Origin of the sequence: Oculatella sp. FACHB-28 (assembly GCF_014696015.1) — a bacterium.
Lineage (GTDB): Bacteria > Cyanobacteriota > Cyanobacteriia > Elainellales > Elainellaceae > JAAUTN01.
In genome coordinates this window covers 26,711-50,748 of the sequence record NZ_JACJPJ010000045.1, presented here as the reverse complement: position 1 = coordinate 50,748, position 24,038 = coordinate 26,711, and the positions used below count along the sequence as shown (strand labels likewise).

Annotated in this window: 27 protein-coding genes; 20 read left to right on the top strand and 7 right to left on the bottom strand. The window is 47.4% G+C overall.

Annotation, left to right across the window (positions count from 1 at the left end):
- The first annotated feature begins 54 nt into the window (after positions 1–54).
- Together H6F88_RS07380 and hisIE are read left to right on the top strand one after the other, a co-directional pair.
- Positions 55–387, top strand: a complete 333-nt coding sequence (locus H6F88_RS07380) for a KGK domain-containing protein (RefSeq protein WP_190642101.1) — start codon at positions 55–57, stop codon at positions 385–387.
- A gap of 101 nt (positions 388–488) precedes the next feature.
- Complete coding sequence (gene hisIE, locus H6F88_RS07375) at positions 489–1,139, top strand: bifunctional phosphoribosyl-AMP cyclohydrolase/phosphoribosyl-ATP diphosphatase HisIE (protein WP_190642100.1); 651 nt, start codon at positions 489–491, stop codon at positions 1,137–1,139.
- 44 nt (positions 1,140–1,183) lie between these two features.
- Here hisIE and H6F88_RS07370 read toward each other — a convergent pair whose 3' ends face one another.
- Positions 1,184–2,269, bottom strand: coding sequence for a class I fructose-bisphosphate aldolase (locus H6F88_RS07370; RefSeq protein WP_190642099.1), 1,086 nt, complete (start codon positions 2,267–2,269; stop codon positions 1,184–1,186).
- 189 nt (positions 2,270–2,458) lie between these two features.
- Positions 2,459–3,529: an S-layer homology domain-containing protein gene (locus tag H6F88_RS07365; protein ID WP_190642098.1), complete on the bottom strand. Its 1,071-nt coding sequence runs from the start codon at positions 3,527–3,529 to the stop codon at positions 2,459–2,461.
- 262 nt (positions 3,530–3,791) lie between these two features.
- Here H6F88_RS07365 and H6F88_RS07360 point away from each other — a divergent pair, with 262 nt between their 5' ends.
- The 3 genes from H6F88_RS07360 to H6F88_RS07350 all read left to right on the top strand — a co-directional run bounded on the left by H6F88_RS07360 (position 3,792) and on the right by H6F88_RS07350 (position 6,472).
- Complete coding sequence (locus H6F88_RS07360) at positions 3,792–4,301, top strand: hypothetical protein (protein WP_190642097.1); 510 nt, start codon at positions 3,792–3,794, stop codon at positions 4,299–4,301.
- A 521-nt stretch (positions 4,302–4,822) separates the two neighbouring features.
- Complete coding sequence (locus tag H6F88_RS07355; RefSeq protein ID WP_190642096.1) at positions 4,823–5,866, top strand: hemerythrin domain-containing protein; 1,044 nt, start codon at positions 4,823–4,825, stop codon at positions 5,864–5,866.
- Positions 5,867–6,178: 312 nt separating this feature from the next.
- On the top strand, positions 6,179–6,472 hold the full coding sequence (locus tag H6F88_RS07350) for a septal ring lytic transglycosylase RlpA family protein (protein WP_190642095.1): 294 nt from the start codon (positions 6,179–6,181) through the stop codon (positions 6,470–6,472).
- Positions 6,473–6,614: 142 nt separating this feature from the next.
- Here the strand turns inward: H6F88_RS07350 and H6F88_RS07345 are convergent, their stop codons facing one another.
- Both H6F88_RS07345 and nuoB read right to left on the bottom strand, forming a co-directional pair.
- Positions 6,615–7,784 carry a PAS domain-containing protein gene (locus H6F88_RS07345; RefSeq protein WP_199333495.1) on the bottom strand — a complete coding sequence of 390 codons (1,170 nt, stop codon included), beginning with the start codon at positions 7,782–7,784 and terminating at the stop codon, positions 6,615–6,617.
- 24 nt (positions 7,785–7,808) lie between these two features.
- Positions 7,809–8,609: an NADH-quinone oxidoreductase subunit NuoB gene (gene nuoB / locus H6F88_RS07340; RefSeq protein ID WP_190642094.1), complete on the bottom strand. Its 801-nt coding sequence runs from the start codon at positions 8,607–8,609 to the stop codon at positions 7,809–7,811.
- A 719-nt stretch (positions 8,610–9,328) separates the two neighbouring features.
- On the opposite strand from nuoB, the gene H6F88_RS07335 reads away from it, so the two are divergent.
- Positions 9,329–10,354, top strand: coding sequence for an Npun_R2821/Npun_R2822 family protein (locus tag H6F88_RS07335; protein ID WP_190642093.1), 1,026 nt, complete (start codon positions 9,329–9,331; stop codon positions 10,352–10,354).
- A 143-nt stretch (positions 10,355–10,497) separates the two neighbouring features.
- Here the strand turns inward: H6F88_RS07335 and H6F88_RS07330 are convergent, their stop codons facing one another.
- Both H6F88_RS07330 and cynS read right to left on the bottom strand, forming a co-directional pair.
- Complete coding sequence (locus H6F88_RS07330; RefSeq protein WP_190642092.1) at positions 10,498–10,971, bottom strand: tryptophan-rich sensory protein; 474 nt, start codon at positions 10,969–10,971, stop codon at positions 10,498–10,500.
- A gap of 224 nt (positions 10,972–11,195) precedes the next feature.
- Positions 11,196–11,645, bottom strand: coding sequence for a cyanase (gene cynS, locus H6F88_RS07325; RefSeq protein ID WP_190642091.1), 450 nt, complete (start codon positions 11,643–11,645; stop codon positions 11,196–11,198).
- On the opposite strand from cynS, the gene H6F88_RS07320 reads away from it, so the two are divergent.
- Positions 11,644–11,874: a hypothetical protein gene (locus tag H6F88_RS07320; RefSeq protein ID WP_190642090.1), complete on the top strand. Its 231-nt coding sequence runs from the start codon at positions 11,644–11,646 to the stop codon at positions 11,872–11,874. The genes cynS and H6F88_RS07320 overlap by 2 nt on opposite strands.
- 297 nt (positions 11,875–12,171) lie before the next feature.
- Here the strand turns inward: H6F88_RS07320 and H6F88_RS07315 are convergent, their stop codons facing one another.
- On the bottom strand, positions 12,172–12,372 hold the full coding sequence (locus H6F88_RS07315) for a hypothetical protein (RefSeq protein ID WP_190642089.1): 201 nt from the start codon (positions 12,370–12,372) through the stop codon (positions 12,172–12,174).
- A 434-nt stretch (positions 12,373–12,806) separates the two neighbouring features.
- Here H6F88_RS07315 and H6F88_RS07310 point away from each other — a divergent pair, with 434 nt between their 5' ends.
- From H6F88_RS07310 to H6F88_RS07250, 13 genes are all read left to right on the top strand, one after another.
- Positions 12,807–13,703, top strand: a complete 897-nt coding sequence (locus H6F88_RS07310; protein WP_190642088.1) for a hypothetical protein — start codon at positions 12,807–12,809, stop codon at positions 13,701–13,703.
- A gap of 194 nt (positions 13,704–13,897) precedes the next feature.
- Positions 13,898–14,587 (top strand): glutathione S-transferase family protein, encoded by a 690-nt coding sequence (locus H6F88_RS07305; protein WP_190642087.1) that lies wholly within the window; start codon positions 13,898–13,900, stop codon positions 14,585–14,587.
- Positions 14,588–14,778: 191 nt separating this feature from the next.
- A complete protein-coding gene (locus tag H6F88_RS07300) occupies positions 14,779–15,450 on the top strand; it encodes a hypothetical protein (RefSeq protein WP_190642086.1) in 672 nt (223 codons plus the stop codon).
- A 213-nt stretch (positions 15,451–15,663) separates the two neighbouring features.
- Positions 15,664–15,918, top strand: coding sequence for a SemiSWEET transporter (locus H6F88_RS07295; protein WP_190642085.1), 255 nt, complete (start codon positions 15,664–15,666; stop codon positions 15,916–15,918).
- A 12-nt stretch (positions 15,919–15,930) separates the two neighbouring features.
- Positions 15,931–16,476, top strand: a complete 546-nt coding sequence (gene mug / locus H6F88_RS07290; RefSeq protein WP_190642084.1) for a G/U mismatch-specific DNA glycosylase — start codon at positions 15,931–15,933, stop codon at positions 16,474–16,476.
- A 140-nt stretch (positions 16,477–16,616) separates the two neighbouring features.
- Complete coding sequence (locus H6F88_RS07285) at positions 16,617–17,468, top strand: helix-turn-helix domain-containing protein (RefSeq protein ID WP_190642083.1); 852 nt, start codon at positions 16,617–16,619, stop codon at positions 17,466–17,468.
- A 229-nt stretch (positions 17,469–17,697) separates the two neighbouring features.
- Positions 17,698–18,798 carry a DUF2382 domain-containing protein gene (locus tag H6F88_RS07280; protein WP_190642082.1) on the top strand — a complete coding sequence of 367 codons (1,101 nt, stop codon included), beginning with the start codon at positions 17,698–17,700 and terminating at the stop codon, positions 18,796–18,798.
- A 68-nt stretch (positions 18,799–18,866) separates the two neighbouring features.
- Positions 18,867–19,271, top strand: coding sequence for a hypothetical protein (locus H6F88_RS07275; RefSeq protein ID WP_190642081.1), 405 nt, complete (start codon positions 18,867–18,869; stop codon positions 19,269–19,271).
- A 42-nt stretch (positions 19,272–19,313) separates the two neighbouring features.
- Positions 19,314–20,372, top strand: a complete 1,059-nt coding sequence (locus H6F88_RS07270) for a SpoIID/LytB domain-containing protein (RefSeq protein ID WP_190642080.1) — start codon at positions 19,314–19,316, stop codon at positions 20,370–20,372.
- A gap of 175 nt (positions 20,373–20,547) precedes the next feature.
- The gene (locus H6F88_RS07265) at positions 20,548–20,952 is read left to right on the top strand and encodes a fasciclin domain-containing protein (protein ID WP_190642079.1); all 405 of its coding nucleotides are present in this window, start codon (positions 20,548–20,550) and stop codon (positions 20,950–20,952) included.
- 149 nt (positions 20,953–21,101) lie between these two features.
- Complete coding sequence (locus H6F88_RS07260; RefSeq protein WP_190642078.1) at positions 21,102–22,199, top strand: fatty acid desaturase; 1,098 nt, start codon at positions 21,102–21,104, stop codon at positions 22,197–22,199.
- Between the two features lie 109 nt (positions 22,200–22,308).
- Positions 22,309–22,548, top strand: a complete 240-nt coding sequence (locus tag H6F88_RS07255) for a DUF3134 family protein (protein WP_190642077.1) — start codon at positions 22,309–22,311, stop codon at positions 22,546–22,548.
- A 328-nt stretch (positions 22,549–22,876) separates the two neighbouring features.
- Entirely contained in the window at positions 22,877–23,965 is a 1,089-nt protein-coding gene (locus tag H6F88_RS07250) for a choice-of-anchor A family protein (protein WP_190642076.1), read from the top strand.
- Positions 23,966–24,038 lie beyond the last annotated feature (73 nt).

Sequence of the window (24,038 nt, the reverse complement as noted above, 5' to 3'; positions counted from 1 at the left end):
CGGGCTTGGGAATACTGAATTCAACCAGCCTGGAAATCTGCACTGAGGATTGATATGAATCGAGAATTTGAGCCGCTTGAACAAAACGCAATTGTCTATATCAAGGAAAGCAATACGTTAATTTCTGGCTACACTACCTTTGAAGTTTCTGAGTTGGTTGAAGCCATGCAAAACCAGATTGGGCAAAGCGAAAACTGGTTTAAAGGCATAGAGTGTGAAATTTTGAGCCCCAACAGAGGGTTGCACAAAGGTAAGGTCAGGATTGCTTTAGAGTTTTGTGGGGAAGAGTTGGAATTGCTCGAACAAGACGACCATCAGCCCACTCCAAACCTTTCAGAAGACTTGCTCAATGAAGTTTGGCAACTTCTGCTCAACTCAGTTGAATAATTCTGGAAACGGTCAGTTTTGTGCAAGCTCTTTATGGTTGTCAACTTATGGTTGTCAACGTTGGATAATAAAGCGGTAGCTTGTACGAATTTGACAGACCCATGTTAGCGAGCCAATCTGATTCTCCTGCCTTAGCGATTCCCGTTGAACAAATTCAGTACAACGAGCAGGGGCTAGTACCCGCGATTGTGCAGGATTATCTAGATGGAACGGTGCTGATGATGGCGTGGATGAATCGAGAGTCTTTACAAAAGACATTAGACACTGGAGAAACCTGGTTTTGGAGCCGATCGCGAGCATCTCTATGGCACAAAGGTGAAACTTCGGGGCATTTACAGCAGGTGCGATCGCTGCGATATGACTGCGATAGCGATGCGCTGTTAATTGGCGTGGAGCAAATCGGCGACATTGCCTGCCACACTGGAGAGCGCAGTTGCTTTCATCAAGTGGATAGCGAAGTGAAAGCTCCACCTGCGGATACGTTATCCCAAGTTTATGAGGTGATTTGCGATCGCCGCGATCATCCCAACCCCGACTCCTATACCTACAAGCTGTTGGCAGGGGGAGACAACAAGATTCTTAAGAAGATTGGGGAAGAATCTGCGGAAGTGGTAATGGCTTGCAAGGATGACGATCTAGAGGCGATCGCGGGCGAAGTAGCCGACTTGTTCTATCACACGCTCGTAGCTCTGGCGCATCATAAAGTAGATATCCGAGATGTTTACCGCAAGCTGCAAGAGCGGCGACGATAGGGTGACTAGGGGATGCTGAGCATCCCCAGTTTTGCTTTTGCGGGTCAGGCGATCGTCACTTCTGGCGACAAATACACGTCCTGGATGGTGTGGAACAACTTCACGCCTTCCTCAAACGGACGCTGAAATGCTTTGCGTCCTGAAATCAAACCACAGCCACCAGCCCGCTTGTTGACTACTGCTGTCCGCACGGCTTCAGCAAAATCATTTTTGCCAGAGGCACCGCCAGAATTGATCAACCCCATCCGCCCGGCGTAGCAGTTGAGTACCTGATAGCGGGTCAAGTCGATTGGGTGGTCGGTGGTGAGTTCTGAGTAAACGCGCTTGTCGGTTTTGCCGTAGCTGCTGCCAGTAGCTTCAACGACTGCACCGTAGCCGTTATTGACTTCGGGCAGTTTTTGCTTAATGATATCTGCCTGAATTGTCACGCCAATGTGATTTGCCTGTCCGGTCAGGTCAGCGGCGAGGTGATAGTCTGTGCCGTTTTGCTTGAAGCTGCTGTTTCGCAAATAGCACCATAGAATGGTTGCCAGACCTAGCTCATGGGCACGGGCAAAGGCTCTGCTGACTTCCTGAATCTGCCGAGCTGACTCTGGTGAGCCAAAGTAAATGGTGGCTCCGACTGCGACTGCGCCCAGATTCCAGGCTTGCTCGACAGAGGCAAACATAATCTGGTCAAACTGGTTAGGGTAGGTCAGCAGTTCGTTGTGGTTGAGCTTGACGATAAAGGGAATTTTGTGGGCGTATTTGCGAGAGACGCTGCCCAAAACTCCTAATGTAGTAGCGACAGCATTGCACTCGGCGGCGATCGCCAGTTTCACAATATTCTCACTGTCAAAGTACATGGGGTTAGGCGCAAACGATGCTGCCGCAGAATGCTCGATCCCCTGGTCAACAGGAAGGATCGACAGGTAGCCCGTGTTAGCCAACCGGCCGGACGAGTAAAGCTGCTGAAGGCTGCGAAGCACTTGGGGAGAGCGATCGGTTTGAGCAAAAATCCGGTCTACCCAGTCTGGACCAGGTAGATGCAGCATATCCTTAGAAACCTTGGCACGATGGGTGAGTAAATCTTCTGCTTCGTCACCCAAAACCGCTTCAATTGACTGGGGTGCAGATAAGCTAGTAACCACAACAGTTTCCTCGACAGCTTCTATATTTTCTCCAGGCTAGCGCAAGCTTCCCCCGATCATGCGTCTAATAAGGTTTCTCTAATAAAGAGGCTACAGATGGAAGGGCACCCCCGCGTCGCGAGAGTGCATCCCTGATTTTTTAGTGGGAAAGGAGTAAGTGACTACTGCTATATTTAGCAACCCATCATGCTATGGCTGCACGATGAACTGCGACTCAACGGGTTCAACTCTTCCTGATTGAACGAGGGCTTGATGGATGAATGCTGCAACTTCGGCTCTGGTCGCGTTCTGGTTTGGCTCTAGGGTCTGTGGATTGGGGTGATTTACGACTAATCTAGACTCTGTCGCAGCGGCTATTTTGCCTGTGGCATAATCAGGAATTTGCTCAGCATCCTGGTAGGTTTGCTCAATTCCAGTCGAGTCGGCAGGCGCATTGAGTCCTAGACCTGTCGCTAGTGCAACCAATGCCTGCACTCTGGGAATCTGCTGAGTCGGCTGAAACACATTGCCTGGATAGCCTTCGATATAACCAATTTGATAAGACTTTTGGATGGCTGAAGCGGCCCAAAAATCAGCAGGTACATCACCAAAGGTAGGAGCCGATCGCTTATCAGGTTCTTGCCCAAACGCTTCCCGCAACATGGCAGCAAACTCTGCCCGAGTAATGGGTTGATTGGGGCGGAAGGTGCCATCATCAAACCCGCTAATGATGCCTCGCGCAGACATTTCTGAAATGAACGGTCGTGCCCAAAAGTCAGATGGCACATCCGTAAACTCAATCGGTTCGCCAACGGGTAAAGCGTCCGGAGGTGTGGCGGTGGGGGAAGGATCAACCGGAAGGGGAACAATTCCCCCAGCCTGCGGTGTATCCAAGTCTTCTGAAGGCTCTCTTGCATCCAACGGCACGGCGGCTCTACGGCTCTCGGCGGCTTCTCTAGCAGGTACCGGAATCACCACTACATTAGTTTGGCGACCCCCTTGAGGCTCCAGCCCTGGCACTACGCCAAATGGAACCAAGCGCTCGGGTTCAACCTCTTCCGCAGAATCTTCTTCTTGGCGATCGCCTTCAGAAGCATCCGGTTGCTGGGGCAAAATTTGTGGATCTAGCAGCACAAAACTCTGTTCTCGGCGACTGGTTGACCAGAAGAAAACGGTGCCAAGCACTAGAAAAGCAATCACAATGCTGATCAGCTCATCAAAGCCAAGCGGTCTGCCAGAAGGTGGGGTAGAACCTGGAGGCGGGGGAGGAGAGTTTGTCATTGCTGGATGCTGCCTATTTAATTGAGTCGTTTTTTGCCAATCTTTGCGATTTACCGCACATTTCTCGCATGCTGTTCTCTATATAACCATCTTCTAAAAGCACTTCTCAATTACTCTAATGGCAGAGTTGGTTGGCAGAGTCGTTGTGAGCACTCGATTGAGTCGCTTTTACAGTTAATCTACGGGCACGCACCCCTAACTGTAAAATCATGGCAGTACCTTCTGATGATTAGTTGAAACTACAGGCGCGAGGACTTCAACGATGGACACCCACAGTTTTTTAGATGCGATCGTTGCTGAACTAGGCTCCATGATTGCAGAAGATGAGAGAACCCGAAGCGAAATCATCAAGCTTCAACAAGAAATTCAACTGCTCAAGACTAGGGCTGAAGTTTCTGAAACCAATGTTGAAGAACTTAGACAGAATGCTATTCAGTTGAGAGCAGCGCTGGCTGAAATCAAAGCCAACAAAGTTCAGGAAAGGGCGATCGCGGCTCAAATTCAAGCCAACGCAATTCAGGGGAAAGCTGACGAAGTTCAGCAGAAGGCTGTTGATCAATCTGCTGACCTAGATATTGATGACAGTCAGGTTAAGCAAGCCCAAGAGCGGGCTGCCGCACTGCAAGAGCAAGCAAGTCAGGCTCAAGCTAGAGCAGATGAAGCCCAAGAGCGAGCGAATGACGCTCAGGCTAAAGCAGATGAAACAGAAACCAAGGTTGCAGAAATTCAATCTAGCGTTGAATTAAACAAAGAAACAAACAAACTTGATTAAAGACGTTTGAAGGGCACCAGCAACAAGTTATACAAGTTACAAACATTGCAAGTATTGCAATGTTTGAATCACCTAATTAATGAATTATTGCGAGAACATAAAAGCAGCGTAAACAAGGATACTCACCAGAGGTTATAAATTAGCCTTTAATTATTCTTGCAATCATAAATCAATTTCCAACTTTGGAGCCTGGCAATGAGTTTTACATCTGTCATGAGGGTGAAGTAGAGGCTCTATTCTACAAATTCTTGTAGCAGGATGTGCAGAGACAATCAGAAGGTATTTGAGCAGTAGAAAATGCCTTCTGTAAGAGAAAAGCATTTAGCAGGAAAACCTTGAGATCCTGACCCAATGCCTTTTTCTAGCGCGATCACAAGCTCCAGGCTAATCTTTTCAACATTTGCTTAGGGGACTAAAGGCTGACGAGACAGTCAGTCAAAAGGATGATGAAGTTGCTATCAGCAAATGTCACTTTTTAATAAGAACGCACATTTTAATTGTGCAAGAGAAGGAGAACAACGATGGTAACATCTTTAGAAGATACAAAGCGCTCTGCAATTGCTATGAAGCTAGCAGAAATGCTGGCTATGCAGGATTTATTGATTTCTAATGAACAAAACTTTTTAACCGCTGCTTCTGACGGTGAGCTTCGCAAGCGTTTTCAGAACATGCTTGAGGACGACCAGAAGAACAAAGGGATTTTGGAAACTGTTGTTGTTCAGTATGGCAACAAAGCAGAGCCCAAGCAAACGACTCAGCAAATGATCGAAAAAACTCGGCAGCTGATGCAAGGCTCTGAGCTAACCATGCTAGAGAAGGTAGCTCAGCATGAGTTGTTGAAGCATGCTCAAACTATGATGGGCTTGTTGGTTCACAAGTGCGCTCAGGTTGTTGGTGCAGACATCGAAGCGGCGATCGCCCCGCTCAACACTGTTAACTTTGAGAACCGCGCTCACCAAGAGCAACTCAAAGGCATCATCGAAGTAATCGGTGTGCGTGAATTGACTGGCAAAGAGCCTGATCAAGGACTCTGGGGTCGTGTTCAAGATGCGATCGCTGCCTTTAGCGGTGTCGTAGGCAGTGCTGTCACTCAAACCTCTGACAAGTCCGACATGAACATCCAGGACATCATCCGGATGGATCACCAGAAAGCAAACACCCTGTTTATGGAGATCGCAGGCAGCAACGATCCTCAGAAGATTCAGGAATACTTTGGGCAGCTCTACAAAGACTTGACTGCTCACTCTGAAGCTGAGGAAGAGGTTGTCTACCCCGCTGTGCGTCCGTTCTACGGAGAGGGTGACACTCAGGAGCTTTATGACGAGCAGGCTCAGATGAAGGCAATCCTGGATGACATCAAGAGCACCAGTCCTTCCTCACCTGAGTTTAAGTCCAAGGTGGAGAACCTCCGAGAAATCGTGATGGATCACGTCCGTCAGGAAGAGAGCACCATGTTCTCTGCGATTCGCAACAACTGCTCTGAAGACCAGCAAGAGCAGATGGCAACACGCTTTAAGCAGTCCAAGAGCCGGATTCAAGACAGAATGGCCTCTTCTGTTCGCTAATAGCCACATAGCAATAGCGGTCCCTTAAGTTCCTCTCCCGCGGGAGAGGCTTAAGGTAAGAACGGTTAGAAGAGTTGCACCTGCGGTGCCAACCAAATTATTTAGGGCTGAGAGCTAAGTCATGTACTATAGCTCTCAGCCCTTTGTAATGTTGTCATATTGAGTCAAGATATGAAGCAGGATCACATACTTAGTACAGTCGTTTGCCCCTCACATTGCTGCAGCTGGCAGTCTCATTTCCACTCACTATCAAGAAAACTGCTCAGGAAGATCTTAGCCAGTAGTATTCTAACTTGCTCTGTTGTGCTGCTAGTGGAGCCAATCCAAGCACATGAGGAGGAGTGCGGCACTGCAACTTATTACGACACGGGCGAAGTGACTAGTAGCGGTGAATCATTTGATCCGGGTGCGTACACTGCGGCTTCTAGCTACATTCCTAATGGCACCTATGTTGTTGTTCAGAACCTGGATAATGGGTTAGAAGTGACTGTTGAGGTTAATGATTACAATCCAGGCTGGGGAATTATTGACGTTACGCCTGCCGTGATGGAGGCACTAGATCCCGGTGGGGACAAACTGAGTCTGGAAGTCTGTCTTTACTATTAAAGGATCTTTGCACTGAAGCTTGCTAGATACCTTTGATGTTTAGAGGTGGGTTTAGCCAATAAAACGTTGTTCCATCTGAGGGTTCAACGCTAAACCTACCCCTACAGGGGTTGAAAATTCTTTGGAAAGACTGCCATCTCAATTAATCATGCAAAACAATGTAGTGTTTGTTCAAACTAACTTGTCCAGTTTGCAGAAGGTGAGTGATTAAGCGAGTCACAGTTACTCTAGTTGTACAACAAGCACTCGCCAAATCTTCGTGAGTCAAACGTACATTCAGACGAACGCCGTCTTCGACTGGCTCTCCAACCTCTTGCTTAAGCAGCAATAACAGTTCCCATAGACGATCTTTGACGCGTGGTTGTCCAGCAATCAACAATAGCTTTTCTGTTTGTTTGAGCCGTTGAGCAATTTTGGGCATGAGCAGGTTAGCCAGACAAGGAGATGTGGTGATTTGCTCCTGGGGAATGTAGACAAGCTGCACATCTGACATAGCGATCGCCTGGTAAATACTCAGAGAAGTCAACGTAGAGCCAAACACCATCGAAGCCCCTGCTAAACCCATCAGAACCTCTTTGCCATTGCCTGAAAAGGTACTTAGCTTGACCAACCCCTGATTAACTAGGCAAATCTCCTGAGGTTTGAGTGGAACAGTCTCACCCTTTGCATAACTATGGATAGGATAATCTTGGCTAGGGTCATAGCCCTTTTCCTGAGTCGGTGAGGAACTGCGCTTAGCAAGTCTGCGCATCAGCCAGCACAAAGAAACGGGCTCACCTATTGAATTTTGAATCGTAGCAACCGTTAAAGCTACATTAAGGGGTTCTTCTAAGCGGGGTTGAACAACGGTTTCAATTTTTTGTACTCGTTTTGACTGATGCAACTGACTTAGCTTAGAGCGAAAAGCCTGACGCTCCGTTTCTAACACAAAGGTTGCTATGGGTCGGCCTGTCAAGAACTGCTGTGACAAATTGAGTAACTGAGCGGCAGCTTGATTTGCCTGGTGAATCATGCCCTGAAGATCAGTCACAAAATAACCGTCTGGGGCAAATTCAAACAGGTTTTGATAGCGCTGCCGCTCTGCTTCTACAATGGCTCTAGTCGCAACCAATTCTTCGCTTTGCTGGTTTAATTCCTCTGCGGCTACCTGCAATTCTTCCGATGCAATTCCTAATTCCTTAAGAGCTGAGGGCAAGATGCTAGCGCTAGGCACAAGCGTAGAGTTGACATCATCATAGAGCGCAAAGATGCGTTCGTACGCGGCTTCTAATTGTCGAACTAAAACGTCAACTGGCAGTTTATAGTGTCCCATTCTCTTTAAAGTTACTGGATAACTTTATGATGACCCCATTGAGCCTGGAGAGTTACGCTGTCGTTCTTCAGCAGCCTCTACACTCTTATTTTGCCTTGCTTGAAGGGCATCTGAGACAGGTATTCCCAATGCCTCTGCCAGTTCAGCGGGTGGAGCTTGACGAGAGGGCGAATTTAAATAAACACCCTTTAACGGAGGCTCTATCGGCTTCATTTGATGGGAAATGGTATAAAAGCGATGCGTTGGCTCTCGCTCGCCTCGTTCCTGTAGAGATTCAGCTGAGATCTTCTTGCGTAACTTGATGATGGCGTCCATGATCGCTTCTGGACGGGGCGGGCAACCCGGAATGTAAACATCAATTGGCAAAATTTTGTCGGCTCCTCTTACCGCAGTGGGTGAGTCAGCACTAAACATACCGCCTGTAATCATGCAGGCTCCCATTGCGATCACATATTTAGGGTCAGGCATCTGTTCATACAGACGCATTGTAGGTTGAGACATCTTCATGTTGAGAGTGCCTGCCAGAATGATCAGGTCAGCCTGCCGAGGACTAGAGCGTGGAATTAAGCCAAACCGATCGAAGTCGAAACGCGAGCCAATCAGAGCAGCAAATTCGATGAAGCAGCAGGCTGTGCCATAAAGTAGTGGCCAGAGGCTAGACAGCCTTGCCCAGTTGTATAAGTCGTCTACTGTAGTCAAAATTACATTTTCGGAAAGCTGCTGAGTGACACCTGGATATTCGATTGGATTAATGATTGCACTCTCTTGCTCAAGCGATTGGCGATCGCCTGGAGGGTTTGCCGAAGCAGGAATGTAACTTGTCATGACGCTCTCCAAAGATTCTGCTCAGTAGCCTCAGCCCAACTAATCTGAACTTGATGGGGTTTCAGTAGGACGGGCTATTCTGATCTACCTTAGCGATCGCTGCCAGTCAGATGGTCTATCTTGAGAGCTAGTTCAACGAACTACTTTATATCTAAAGAATGAATTTTTTAGTCAGAGAAATAGCTTTACTTCATCTCAGCTTCATCTCAGCCGTTGCAGGGTTCGGATGAAGTTTCCTTTAAAAAATCAAAACACGGGTGGCTTAAATTCAAGCTTTTGATGTGTTTACCTATAAAACTTCTGTCAGTACGGACGCTAAGTGTTAAAGATTACATGAATTCATGTCTCTTATCTTCTTCCTTCCTCTACGTACTGCTACTGTATATCCATTAAAAATTAGTGTTGCTGTTCAGTTCTTTGCTAAGCCCTCCGTGTAACTTTTCACCTTGCTGAACGTGTTGCGGTGGAAGTTTTGGCATCCTTCCGCTGGATGGAGGTACAAAACGGCGCGCTTTCCCACGTAAGTGGGTGCAAAATGCGCGGAACCAGTCTTTTTGGTTCCGATGCTTTAAGTCATGCGATGCCAAAGATAGCAGTAAACCCCTCTTAGGTCCTTTTGCTGAGGAGAAGTGCTGTTTTCGTAAAGCCTCTCTCAGCCTCATGTCGAGACTACTCCCTCCTTTGCCCCCTAATCAAAGCCCACTCAGGAGTCTATCACTATGGAACCCTTCGGTATCTATACCTTATCGAGCGATGTCGTTTACGACCAGGTTGTAGCTTTACTAAACAGCATTAAGGTGAATGCTGGAGTTGACATTCCCGTCTGTATCATCCCTTACAATGAGATGCCGAAACGAGTGGGATTAGAGGTTAGCTCTAGACGTAACGTTACTTTCTTTGACGATTGGGATGCAATCCGTCGATGGGAGGACTTTGCTGAAGAAGTTTGGGCTGCTCATCCTAGGGCTAAACAGACTCACTTGCCGCTGCCAGGATGGTACCGAAGCCATGTTCAGAGACGCTTTGCAGCATTTGACGGCCCGTTTGAGAAATTTGTTTTCTTTGATGCAGATACGTTGGTCATGAAGCCGCTTGACGATGTCATCGAGAAGCTCAATTCCTACGACTTTGTGTTCAATGACTGGGAGCATTTGAAGCCTGAAGCCATTGCCGCATTAAATCTCTCCACGATTGAGAAGACGGGGCTGTATTCACGCAATGACGTGCGCTCTAAACTACACTGCGGTAGTTTCTTTGGCTCCAAGCGCGGCATTTTTAACCCTGAGGAACTGACGGCTTTAAAGAAGCGGTTGATTGACGATCGCGAAGTTGAATGGATTAACGGCAAGGGCTGGTGGGACGACGCATTTTTGTTTAGCTATCTCAGTCTACGCAGCGATCGCCCCCTATTCAATTTCACCCTCAGCCCCAATGGTCAGGAGCGCACTGGCAACTGCGCCAATGCTGATCCATTCGTCGACGTTGATAATGTGCTGTATAACCAGCAGGGAATGAAGCCGATTTTGCGGATTCATTACATGAGCTATTCGTCTAAAGATTTCACTCGGTTGAGCCAGGGCGAAGAGGTTGATATTCCCCATCGGGATGTGTTTTTGCACTACCGCTTTCTTAGAGAGCCGCAAAATAAACCAGAGCACCTCCTACCTGCTAATCTGATTACTAAAACTCAGCGGATGACTCAACGAGTTGTCCACAAAGTTAAAAAAAGCCTCGTAGCTAGTTGATACTGTGTCTACACGAGGTTACCTGTATTAGCGCTGCTGATCTATTTAATGAACCTAATGAACAAGAAAGGACGTTTCACGAAACGCCCTTTCTTGTTCTAATACCGATTCCTAATACCGATTCAAACAAATTTCGGTACAACTCAAGCGGCGTTGGGGTTCAAATCAATCATTCTGCGCGTAGCATAGGTGCCAACGGGACTCCAGATCACATAGGGAAGTAAGAGTAAGGCTGCATTGGGAGTAATAGACCAGACAAACAGCGCTAATCCGCTTCCTAGAATGAAGCCAGTACCACCCAGAACCGTACCGATGCTCAAGCTGCGAAACTGGAGCGTAGCCGGAATATAGGCAACGGTAACGATTTCAACTAGAAGGTAGATCCCCATTAGCAGCCAGGTTTTGAAGCTGCCTGGTTCTTGCTGCCAAACTAAAATCGCTGACCCTGCACCACAAGCAAAAATTACCATCCAAATTAAGGGAATGGCAGGTTCAAAAAACAGCCATTTGGGTCGCTCTAGACGAGCCGCCCAAGGAATATCACGCGGTTTGATAAATGCTGCAAATAGAGCAACGATTAGGGTGACTCCGCCAATCACCATCCAGGGTTTCAACATAACTTTAAGGAAAAACTCGTTTACTGATTGTGTTAAGCGTAGTAACCAGTGAAGGCGATCGCCTCTTCCATCAGCAGCATTCTAAAAAAAGAACAAAAAAGGCAGTAGGCATTCCCTACTACCCTTACCTGAGTATGGCTTTCAAAGAGGTGTAGAGCGACCTCGCAACCTGAGTACTGCCCTACACTGCAACTAACTGCTCGTGTTTACTATCTTTTGGCTGTTTACCACTTTTTATAAGGGAGGAACTTACCATTCATGATCACTTTGACGCGATTGCCCTTGGGATCTTCTTCTTTCTCAATATCTAGGGTGAAGTCGATCGCACTCATGATACCGTCTCCAAACTTCTCGTGAATTACTTCTTTCATTGGCATTCCATACACCTGCATGATCTCGTAAAACCGATAAATCAGCGGATCGGTAGGGACGATTGGACCCAATCCTTTCACAGGATAAGAGGACAGTTCTGCGGCAACATCTGGGCCAAGTCCCAACGCACTGACAATCTTGCTGGCTTCCTCTTCAGAAGCGCTAGCCTGACGATAAAACACAGCGGCGATCCAAACTTCGTCACGTCCAACGAGCTTTTCTAGCTCAGCAAATGTGACCCCCGTTGCTTCTTTTGCAGCCAACAGCTTTTTGGTGATTTCTAAGGTTTCTGTTACTGGCATGAGAAAACTCCTTTATTTTGATACGACGAGTTTGCGAATGCGAGATTCAACGCTTCTTTCATCTCAACCTGCGCTGAGTTATCTGCGAGATTCAGCGCTTGAGGCTTACAAATCCCCATCTTGCTCAGGTCGTCAATCAAATTCGTCAGCTTCTGAGGCATACTCTCAAAAAACTGCCAGTGATCCTGAGGAAAGCGATCGCCGCTATAGGGATGCGAGGCAGTACTAGACCTAGCTTTTGTCGAAACTGCCATAAGTAATGCTTTGAAAAAACCTTGCAAGTAGGTTATCAAATGTGGCTTTACCTGACATCAGAGCTTCTTTTGAAGAAATAGGACTTTCTTTAGATATAGCTAGTAGGTTGGGTTAAAGCATGAAACCCAAAAACCTGCACTTTCAAGGCGATCGCCATTGGTAGAGAGTACATTATGTAGCAATCTTAAACAGGTTGTGAGCAGCGCACTGCAAAGGAGCACGTTGCTCACAACCTATTCGGACCTCCTAACCGCTAGATGTACCCCAAAACCTATCGCTCTAACACCGTCATAAACTTACCTCGCGCAAATGGGGCTGGCACGATAGGCATAAAGTGAATGCGATCGCTGACGATTTGCTTGACGTAAAACTCGTTGATCGTGTGCGTTACCTGTTCTCGTGTGCCAATGATCCAAATCTGCACTTTTTCGGCAGGCGGAACGGGCAGCAGTTCGTTGAACTCTGTAGTCATACTATTTGCCTCACTGTTGTGATGTAGAGAAGAACAGCTTAAGGCGTGGTTTCCCAACCACTCGTTTTGCTTCAGCAAGGCAATTGATCTTAAAATCAACACAGCCTAGCCTCCTGCTTACCCCAGGAGTTAGGTTAGCTGGTTAGCGAGTGTGCCACCACTCCTAATCAGCGTTATCCTCACCTTAAGCTTTGTCCACTGGAAAACCAGTGTTTTTTAGAATAGAGGAAAGGGCGATCGGACACAAGCGTATGAAGGGAATTGTGGGCGATCGATGAGAATGAGAGCGTGAGAAGCAAAACGCTTTACCCATCCAGTGGACTTCGCACCCCACGTCCACCCCGATTCAACATAATTTCTACAGGGGTATTAGGCTGAAAAAATCTATCTAATAATATCGTTATACGGATTCAGTTTAGTTAAAGTATCTATTCATGAAAAACGTCCCATTAATCCATCCCATTTATCTTGATGTACCGATGCTAGTATCGTTTGCAGCAGCAGTACAAGGCGGTCTTGTATTGGAGGCAGAAGTGACTGCTGAGAAAAAAGGGAGTGGAGCAGCTTCAGCAAATGCCTCTGGGAAATTTGGTCTTAGCAAGCTCTTTCAAGCACTAGTTGATACGAGTACTTCAGTGGAGTTAACTGGGAATCTTTCTAATGAATCACATGAAACTCGTAAAGAATCTAAATCTTATACAGAAGCATCGATAGCAATCATTCTCTACCATCAACTTCAGCAAAGTGGCGGCTATATCGTAAAACTTGAAAATGTTGAAGATATACAGAAATATACGCCAGGTACACTCATCGAAATAGCTGGCACAGTGGAAAAGAACGCAGTTGATGCAGTTATTGACTATCTCGATGCCGCAGATATTTTCTCTAGGATGGCAACTCCGAATACACAGACACAAGCAAAAGGAAAGGGAACGACTCAGAGCAAAAATCCGCAATCTGAGATTGGAAGAATACGTGAGGCTCTCAATCTTGATCGAAAGCGCACTCCAATTTCTAACGTTGTAGTCCGATGTTCTGAACCACAAGATTTGAATGCTGTAGTTACATTGCGTACAGATAATCTGCGTGATTTAACGCTAAGTGAACTACACAGAAACCACGTTCGCATTGTTGGCAAAATTACTCGTTCAATTGAACAAGGAGAAACGATGAGTTCATTTGAAAATTATGGTATGGCGATGTTGCCACCGCAGATGCTAAACGGGGTATTTGCAGAAATTACAAATACTGAAGGTATCATAGCTCAATTCACTGATGTTCAGGTTGAAGGGCCTGCTTTTCAGATCCTTCCATTGATGATTTTTGTGTAAAAAATCTGTATAACAATCGCATTGCAGCGGACAGTTGAGAGTCTCCTTGTCAATCGTTTAGGTTCTTTTGCTGCCGCTGAATGCAATCGTTAGGCTCCAGTTGGCTATCGGTGAAAAATCCTGTGGGTTGTCGATTTTGTGTTGCGCCATTCGACTAACGAAAGCAATCACGTAATCCATAAAGGAGCAGCAAAATGCGCAACTGGAGTTCTCGAATAGTCCCAGCCATCCCGACCATCACCGCCTTTGAACAGTCGCCCGATCGCGGACAGGGACTGGCGCGTGACATGCCCGTGCGCTGGGCGCTCGAGGAAGTGGGTCAGCCTTATGACGTTCGTCTTGTTTCATTCAGTGCGATGAAGGAAGCTACACATCGTGCGCTTCATCCTTTCGGGCAAATACCGACCTATGAAGAAGGCGATCTCGCCTTGTTCGAGTCGGGGGCGATCGTGTTTCATATCGCGGAGCACCATGCAGGACTGCTGCCGAACGACGCGAACGCCCGGGCACGCGCGATCACATGGATGTTTGCCGCGCTCTCCACGGTCGAGCCTGTGATCGTTCAACGCGAAGTCTCTATGTATTTGGAGCACGACAAGTCCTGGCATGAGGAGCGCCTGCTGCTCGTCGAGGATCGCATCCGCAGCCGACTGGACGACCTCTCCGGTCGGCTCGGTGATGGCGAGTGGCTCGATGGGGCGTTCAGTGCTGGCGATTTGCTGATGGTGCAGGTGCTGCGCAGACTAAGCAGATCGGGCATTCTGGACGACTATCCGAACCTCATAGCCTATGTCGCCCGTGGCGAAGCGCGACCGGCTTTTAAACGGGCTTTCGATGCTCAGTTGGCGGTTTTCACTGGCAAGTCGTCCAGCCAGTTGGAATGAGCAGCCTAACAATCCCGTTGTACACCGACTGTATAAAGCTTCGGTATTAAGCTCGAAAGGTTATCTGCGGCGGGTGAACGGGAACGTTAGCTGGCTCGAATTATTGGTGTTGGTCGGTGCTTGGAACTTGTCTGCTAGATTCATTAAACTTGAGAAGTTGAGTAAGCCTATCCTCAGATGGCTCTGGAGCTATGGCATTTGAATTAGATCATCTCTTTATCTGGACTGACATTGGTGCTGACGAAGCTGAGCGTCTAGTATCATTCGGTTTGGTAGAGGGAACCTCTAATACGCATCTTGGGCAGGGCACAACCAATCGCCGTTTCTTTTTCCATAATGCAATGTTGGAGTTGTTGTGGGTTCATGATCCAGAAGAGGCGAGGTCTGAGCTAATTCGTCCCACTCGGCTTTGGGAGCGATGGGAGAATCGAAATGGTGGGGGCTGTCCATTCGGGGTCTGTCTACGTCCAGCCTTAGGTTTTGGTAACACAGTTGCATTTTCCAGTTGGGCATATCACCCACCTTATTTGCCTAAAGCACTGAGTATTGAGGTAGGAAAAAATAGCGATGTATTAACTGAGCCATGGCTGTTCCAGACTCCGTTTGGTCAACGTCCAGATCAATATCCTGTTGAGAAGTCGCAACCTCTAGAGCATGGTATTGGTTTACGCGAAATTACTCGTGTAGAGTTGGTTAGTCCCACTGCAAATAATTTGTCACCCGAACTTCAAGCAGTGGTTAATACAAAGCAGATAAAGCTACGGGAAGGAGCAGCGTATTGTGTAGAGCTTGGGTTTGATGGAGAAGTGCAAGGGCCGCAGGTAGATTTTCGACCTGGCTTGCCACTTGTGATGAGTTGGTAACGTAAAGTCGCCAGACCTACACGGCTCAGTGTTCAAATAGATGGAGCGATCGCCCCTCAAAATCTCTCCATTTCACGCCACTACGGACGATACTAAAATTGTTGCACGTCAAGTATGAGGATTTTTCGGACGAAGGAATTTAAGGGCGATCGCCAGCGACAAAGAACGGTTTTCCATGTACCCTAAAGCTGTTGCGCTACCGCTGGCTGGCTTATGGACTTTACTTTTCTTTTGGGATTGTTGGCAGGTTTGCTAACCACTACAGCCTTCGTCCCGCAGGTGCTAAGAACCTGGCGTACTAAGTCAGCCAATGATTTATCCACAGGTATGTTTGTTGTGTTTTGCAGTGGTGTAACCCTGTGGCTGATCTACGGCATTCTTACCCGTGACTTCCCTGTAATCATCGCAAATGCAGTCACGTTGATGCTGGCATTAACCATCTTGGCGATGAAATTTAAGTATCGGTAAACTTACATTCGCATGACTTCTTACAAACCGACGAAAGCTGAAATTCAGGCAGCGGTTGGCAAAACGGTTCCAGATATCATCGCACCTGATCTGCGAGTGTTGTTTTGCGGCATTAATCCCAGTCTCTACAGCGCAGTGGTTCAACATCATTTTGCGCGTCCGGGCAACCGCTTCTGGAAAACGCTGTACGCCGCAGGATTTACCGATCGCCTGCTCCACCCATCTGAAGATCAACAGCTTCTCACTTTTGGCTACGGACTCACCAACATTGTCGATCGAGCAACCGCCAGGGCAGACGAACTCGACGCTGAAGAACTGGTGATAGGACATCAACAATTAGCTGCTAAAGTGATGCGCGATCGCCCCAAATGTCTTGCCATTCTGGGAATTAGCGCCTATCGCACTGCGTTCAAACGGCCCAAAGCTACTCTAGGACGACAGCCTGAGATACTCCACGACACTTTGATTTGGGTTTTGCCAAACCCCAGTGGGTTGAATGCTCACTATCAGCTTGATGATCTGAAGCAGGTGTACCAAGAATTGAAGGACACAATTTGAAGGACACAATTTGAAGGCAGCATTGCATGAATCATTTTTTGAAGCATGAATGGTAGAACGGTTCCATTGCGCTACGATTCACGCAGAAGACCTATGTAGACGATTTGTGTAGGTCGTCCCGTCATTCCATCAGGAACTCTATGGTTCAACATTTGACCGCTGCCAATCCTGATCAAAAGCACTCATTCGGCATATTGCTAAAACAGTGGCGCAACCAGCGGGGTTTCAGTCAGATTGATTTGGCAGTGACCAGTCAAGTTTCTCAACGCCACATTAGTTTCCTTGAGTCGGGACGCGCTAAACCCAGCCGAGAAATGGTGCTGCAACTGGCAACCGTTCTAGAGATTCCGCTCAGGCAGCAAAACTTGATGCTAACGGCAGCGGGGTTTACTCCGATTCATGCTGAGACAGATTTGGCGGCTCCTGAGATGGCGTCAGTGCGTAAGGCGATCGATTTTATGTTGCGGCAGCAGGAACCCTACCCAGCACTCGTAGTCGATCGCTACTGGCATCTGCTTTTAGCCAATGATGCTGCGACTCGACTGCTGACGACCTTCATTGGGCTAGATCAACTGCAAGCCCACTTTTGCACAGACGGAAAAATTAATCTGATGCGGGCTGTTTTCCATCCGCAGGGGTTACGCCCGTTTATTGTCAACTGGGAAGAATTTTCAGAGCATTTGCTGCAACGGCTGCACCGTGAAGCGATGGCAGAAGTTGAACACGAGCAGTCTATGTCTACCTTGCTGCTGCACGAATTGATGAGTTATCCAGGTGTCCCTGAAATTTGGCATACCACAAACCACACCGCACAAAATACGCTACTTCTGACTATCCACCTTAAGCGAGATGTGCTGGAGCTGCAGTTTTTCTCAACGATCGCCACTTTAGGGACACCCTATGACATCACGCTTCAAGAACTGCGGATTGAATGTATGTTTCCAGCGGATGAAATCAGCGATCGCACCTGGAAGCAAATCAGCCCGGTATAAATCATTCTCCGTCCTTGCCCAGGGCGGTTCAGCGAAAATTTTCTGGTGAAAAAATTTTGACAATTAAAACGGATTTGGTACAACTCCAGAATTTTTGACAATATAGATTTTATATAGCAGTTCTAAATCAGCTGTAAGACGAGCCGAGTGCGCCTCTCATCACCCATTCAGCCAGTCCACTCAGTTAGGATTGTTATATAGATTTCATCACACTTACTGGAATTGCAAGATGAACGACCTAAAATCTGTCAAAAAAGCTGCATCTACAGTGTCAAACGCTCGTCATGCCAAAGCTTTGGTTGACAGGTTAAGGGGAAAAGTGAATAACTTCGCGGTGCTTGACGCGCAAGGTGGGTTGATCGGCGAAGTCCAAGATTTAGTGCTAGACCCTTCGGGGGATGAAGGAAATTTTAACTTAGCGGTCATTCACCCCACGCCTACCGGAAATCGCACGCTGTTGATTCATAGTGGTTCGCTGCGAAAGATTGATATTCCAAACCGCACTTTCTTCACCAAGCTGAGCGAAGCAGAAGTGGCACAGCTACCTGAGCATCGATCGCTTGACACCTCCGAGAGCCGTGAGCTAGCAGAACTAACTTCTGGCGAAAGGTCGCAAGAGCTAAGTCTGGTCGGTGGTTCCAAGCGAGAGGTTGAATCTTCTGGCGAATTTGACCCCTTTCCGCCCGAAGGACTTCAAGGCGCTTTAGAAACGACGCCTCCGGCGACTGATGCTCTGTTGGACACCACTTCGTCTACGACTGAGCCATCGCAGGTGATCGAAGAAGTCGTGCGAACCCTCGAAGAGAAGCTAGTCCTCAATCGCGGCAAACGCAAAGCGGGCGAGGTAATTGTGCGTAAAGAAGTTGAAACGCGCATGGTCGAGGTGCCGGTGCGCTACGAGAAGCTAATCATAGAGCAGATTGGGACAGATGTCGGCGCAGAAACTCGCCAGCTTGCGGCGATTGACCTGGGCAAAGGGGAAGTGATTGGGGTTGAGTTTGCTGATGCTTCAGATTCAACCTATCTACCCAGAGTTAAGGGCGAATTTGCCACCCCTGCGGCTGCCAGCCATGTCCTAGATATGATCGCCAAAACTTTGCACCACCGCTGCAAGCAGGTCAATATTGAAATCTTGCTGGGCGGCTGGGATGTGCAAAAAACTTACCATGAGTTTCCCAGTCCGCGCCTGGCCGGACAGATGTTGGAGGCGATCGCCAAGGCTCTTCCCCACCGCTGCAATCAGGTCAACGTCGAGCTTTTAGTTGAAAACTCCCAGATCCAGCGCACCTACCAGGAATGGTTTGAGCAATTCCGGTCGCAGGATTCGTAACCTGGCAAGACCCATGACCCCTGATCAAATATGCAAGGATGTAGAAAGTGCTGCTTTAATCTCTACCCATGTCTTCAGTTGATCCAGCTTTAGCTCCTTTACTGCAACGCTTGCGCCAGTTACGGACTGCATTAATCCGCCTGCACAAGGCTCTGCTAGATTCTGAACGGATTGTCTATGAGCAGTTTCACGGACGCATTCAGACGAATGGCGAGTTTTTTCAATTGGTGATTGGGCACGAATGGTTTAGCTGGCTGCGCCCAATTTCTCAGTTTATTGCTCACCTGGATGAGACGCTGAGCGGTAAGGAGCCAGTCACTCTAGAGCAGGCAAACCAGCTTTTAGAGCAGGCGCGATCGCTGATTCAGCCTGCTTCAGAAAATGCATTGAAAAAGCGCTACTATCACGCTATCCAGCGTGACCCTAACATTGCCCTGATGCACGCAGAAGTGGCAAATTTGCTGGTTGCTTAGCTCATCGAGTAGTTTAGTGAGGAGCATTTGAACTGCTTGAAGATGAATTGGCAGCAAACCATTAAACGGCTCAAACCTTATACCTGGGTCATGCTGCCACTGCTGGGAGTGGTAGCGGTTGGGGTCGTTTTGGCTAGACAACTGCTGTTACCTGGTGCAGTGCCTGCTGAAGATGACTTGAGTTACCCAGTAGAACGCGACGCAACAAAGCTGGCTGCTGCATCTGTTCCCTCCCCGAATGCCACACCCGCAACCCAGGCTTCCCCTACACCCTCGCCAATGCCATCGGCTGCGGTTCCTGCCCTAACCCCAGAGCAGGAGGAATTAAACCGCCGCAACACCGAAGAGTTTTTGTCTTCTTTACCGTCGGTCGATTCTCTAATTGAGATGCGGGTGGCGATCGCTACAGGGATTCCTTCTGCTGCCATTCGCACGTCTACAGACGCAGTTGTGTTTGACGAGAATGGAGAGCAACTCCAGACGCTCTCCGCCGAGACAACCTACACGGCTCAGCCCAGTGGCAATTCAGTTCAGCTAAACTCCGCCCAACTGCCCTCTGTGGTCATGATCGATCCGTCGCCTCAAGGACTGTTTTATTTGGGCGATCGCGGCTATCGGGGGCGATTGTTGCTGATTGCGGAGGGGGGAAATCTTTGGGCAGTCAACTTTGTGGACATGAGAAGCTACCTCTACAGCGTTGTAGGTAGTGAAGTATCACCCAGTTGGAATGTGGAGGCGCTCAAGGCACAGGCGATCGCCGCTCGTTCCTATGGGTTGACTTATCACTTTAAACCCGTCCATTCTGCCTATGATATAGGTTCAACCGAGCGCTATCAGGTCTATCGAGGCATTGAACGAGAGGCAGATACAATTCGTCAGGCGGTCGATGCAACCGCTGGAGAGTTTGTTAGCTACGAAGGCGGCATTGTTGAGTCGCTGTATGCTGCCTCAGATGCGATCGTGATGGAAGCTTTTCAAGGACGCGGAATGAGTCAGCTAGGAGCGCTAGATTTAGCAAATCAAGGATATAGCTACCAGCAAATCTTGAGTAATTACTATCCTGGAACTGAAGTGGGTCGAATCAAACAAGAGTTTGAATAAAACTGAAAGATAGTACAGCATTGTAATGTTTTTAGGAATGGTAGGTGAGGTACTGAGCGCCCCACCTACTATTTCTATGCAGGAAGTACCAAGTGAAAAAGCAACAAGCGATACTTTCTTTTTGGAAAGTAGTCTACACTAGTCAGCAGACAAGCAAAAAAACTAGGTGATTTCGTTGGCTAACATTGTTGATACTGCCGCTAATGCTGGTTCTTTCAGCACCCTAGTTACTGCAATTAAAGCTGCCAATCTGGTAGATACTTTGAAAGGCGCTGGTCCTTTTACTGTTTTTGCACCTACTGATGAAGCGTTCGCTAAACTCCCTGATGGGACGGTAGATGCACTGCTTAAGGACATCCCAAAACTCAAGCAAATTCTGACTTATCACGTTGTTTCAGGCAAAGTGATGGCATCTGATGTAGTTAAGCTAAAATCAGCAACTACTGTTGAAGGTTCAGATGTAAAAATCGATGCTACAAATGGCAGTGTTAAGGTAAATGATGCCACAGTTGCAACTCCTGATGTTGCAGCAGATAACGGCGTGATTCACATCATTGACACCGTATTATTGCCTGCTTAATTGCTTGGTTGAATAATACCTTTTAGATGCGGGGTAACAGTTATTGATAGCTGTTGCCCCGTATCTGTTGAGAGATAGCGTTTGAAGATTGTTCGATACATCTCTCAATTACACCCCAACTGTTAACTCTAAAATTATTAAGCAAATCTATGAAGTCAGTTGATGAGCAACTGTTAATTCCTCAAGCCGATTACATCAAATTGTTGCGTCCATTGCTTCCAGTCGAAGCATTTGAGCCTGATCTAAATAAGCTCGTAATCCTTCTGCTTAATCTGATCATTTTAGGATTAGGCTGGGCGATCGCAACCTACTTAAATCAGTGGCACACCAACCTCTTATGGCTTTATTTACCCCTAACGCTCATCATGGGCAACAGCATCATTGTTTTATTGTTCAGCTCTCATGCGTTGCTGCACGGCAGCGTTATTAAAAATTCTCGTCTAATTCATTGGATCAGTTTGTTGGGTTTAGCTATGTGGTGGATGCCTCCCACACTCTGGAAAGCAGTTCATAATCGAGAACATCATGGTAAGACAAATTCTTTAGCTGATCCGGATCGCAATTATTTATCCAAGCAGTCCAACACTTGGGGAAAGTGGATTCAGAATCAATTTGTCCCTTCTTCCGAGGTAAATCCTATTTGTTTAGCCATTGGCATGGCTACAGCTTGGGGAATTCATGGCTTTCGCAATCTCACTTCTGTACTGTTGTTTAATCGCAAAGATGTTGACTATGTTCCCGCTGCTTTTACAGTTAGCGCTAGGGAGCGTTGGGCGATCGCCCAGGAATTTCTGCTAATTTTCATGCTTCACTTCAGTATCATGGCTTATCTAAACTTTGAGCCAATCAAACTGGTGTTGAGCTATTTCCTGCCGATCGGAATTGGCTATGCCGGAGCTATGTTCTACATTTTTACAAATCACATGCTGTGTCAAATGACAAGCATCAACGATCCGTTAATTAATAGTGTCTCTCTGAAAGTCCCTAAGCTATTGGATGTGCTTCACCTAAATTTCTCTTATCACACGGAACACCATATCTTTCCAGGGATAAATTGTGATTATTATCCTGTTGTTCAAAAATTACTGCAGCTCCATTATCCCGAACGGTTGAATTTATTAGAGGCAGGGGAAGTTTGGCGTTTACTGATGCAAACTCCTCGACACCATCAAAACGACACCACTTTTACAGATTGGTCAGGGAAAAAGTTTGTGTCTTGTCCTCTTAGTCAACCCATGGAGGATTAGCGAGCTCAATGAAAAACTGCGTTGTGAAGCTGCAAGATGTATAAACTTTTACCAGGTTCTGTTTCTGTGTTAGAGTAGTTAATACAAATAGCTAATTAGGTGAGCAAAGATGTCCACGCCACGTAATCCTGCTCTCCGTCAAGAACTTTTGAGCCAAAAGCCACTTGTCATTCCTCCTAGAGAGAATGAATCAATGTTCGAATGGTTAGAAAGCACTGGGCGATTTAAGCCTTATGAGACGGCTGAAGAGATCCCCTATAAGCCAGTAGAAGAGTTGGAGGAGATTATGGATGCCCCTCTCTATGGTGTAGATAAGGAAGATGATGATGATTGGGGTGGAGAGGACTAATTACTCCTTCTCAATTAAAGATCAGGGATGTGCTCCCGCGACGGGGGGGCGCATCCCTGATCTTTAATTGAGAAGGGAATAATCTCAAACACTACATCGCTAAATATAGTAAAAATTGCAGCTTCAAAACGATTTTCTTTGAGGCTGCAATTTTTCTTTTTTCTCCTGAATTCCGCTCCACCACTTGATTAGAGAAAATTTGTTCTCTTGCTAACAAAGCTAAGACCTCTGGTAAAGAGACGGTAAGCTCTGATACAAACGCCCTGTAATGTCCGCAGTTGTCCGATGAGAGTTACAGAAGTTGCACCATTTATTGGAACTCTCGACTATGAGTCATACACTGATTCGCTTTGGGCAATTGGCGGCAACCCTTCCAGTTGTTGCTTTTAGCGTTGGTTATGCAACGCAGGCAGGCGCGGTTAGCCTTGGGCCCGCTGCCGAATACAACGTCTTCGTATTGGGAGACTATAACCAGACCGGCACAGATACCGAAGGAAAATTAGCCGTCGGGGGTGATGCTAGCTTTACGGATGGCTTTGCTGTCGGAATGCTGCTACGGGGTGAGGGCAATGGAGAGGTCATAGTTGTTGGGGGAGACACGACCCTCAGCAATGGCAAGGTCTATGGAGATGCCACGTTTGGTGGAAATCAGGCGATCGCCTCTAACGTTGGCTTTGAAATATTAGATACTAACAATCAGGTGATTCGGCAGGGCAACATCACCCAAGGGCAACCCATTGACTTTGCTGCCGCCGGACAGCACCTCCGCACGCTATCCGCCTCTCTCCACGCCCAATCACAGGCTGTCCCCACAACCAAAGAAGTGAGAGAAGAATGGGGCAACCGTTTTACCACCATCATTGGAAACAATACCAAAACATTATTTGAGCAATATGGCACCAGCCTATTGGCAACAATGGAAGGTTCTGATTCTAAGCTGAATATTTTCAATATTTCTGCTGATGAGTTGGCAAGTACGAAATACTTCAACATTTTGGCTCCTGAAGACTCCACTGTTCTAATCAACGTCACTGGCGAAGTTGCTTCCATGTCAGGGTTTGGCTTCTTCTTTAATGGGGAAGACTGCAACAACAGCAATGTTCACATGGGGTGTCGAGGCAAAGCCCAAAATGTCTTGTTTAACTTCTCTGAGGCAAAGTCGCTTGACCTAAATAGCATCAGCATCATGGGCAGCGTCTTAGCTCCTAACGCCGATGTGAAATTCAATAATGGTCACATTAACGGCAACCTGATTGCAGGCTCTCTGTCAGGCAACGGTCAGTCCAACCTGCACCTGTTCAAAGGTGATCGTCCCGAAAGTCCTGATACTGAGTCGGTTCCAGAACCCGGAACGGTAGCGGGAATTATCTTGTCGCTAGCTGCTTTCGGCGCATCTCGTCGTAAAAAAGCTGAGTGATAGGAGTTGGGGGTTGAGGGCTCCTCGTTACAAGGTAGAACCTGGAAACGAGGTTTAAAGTCCCCAATCCCTA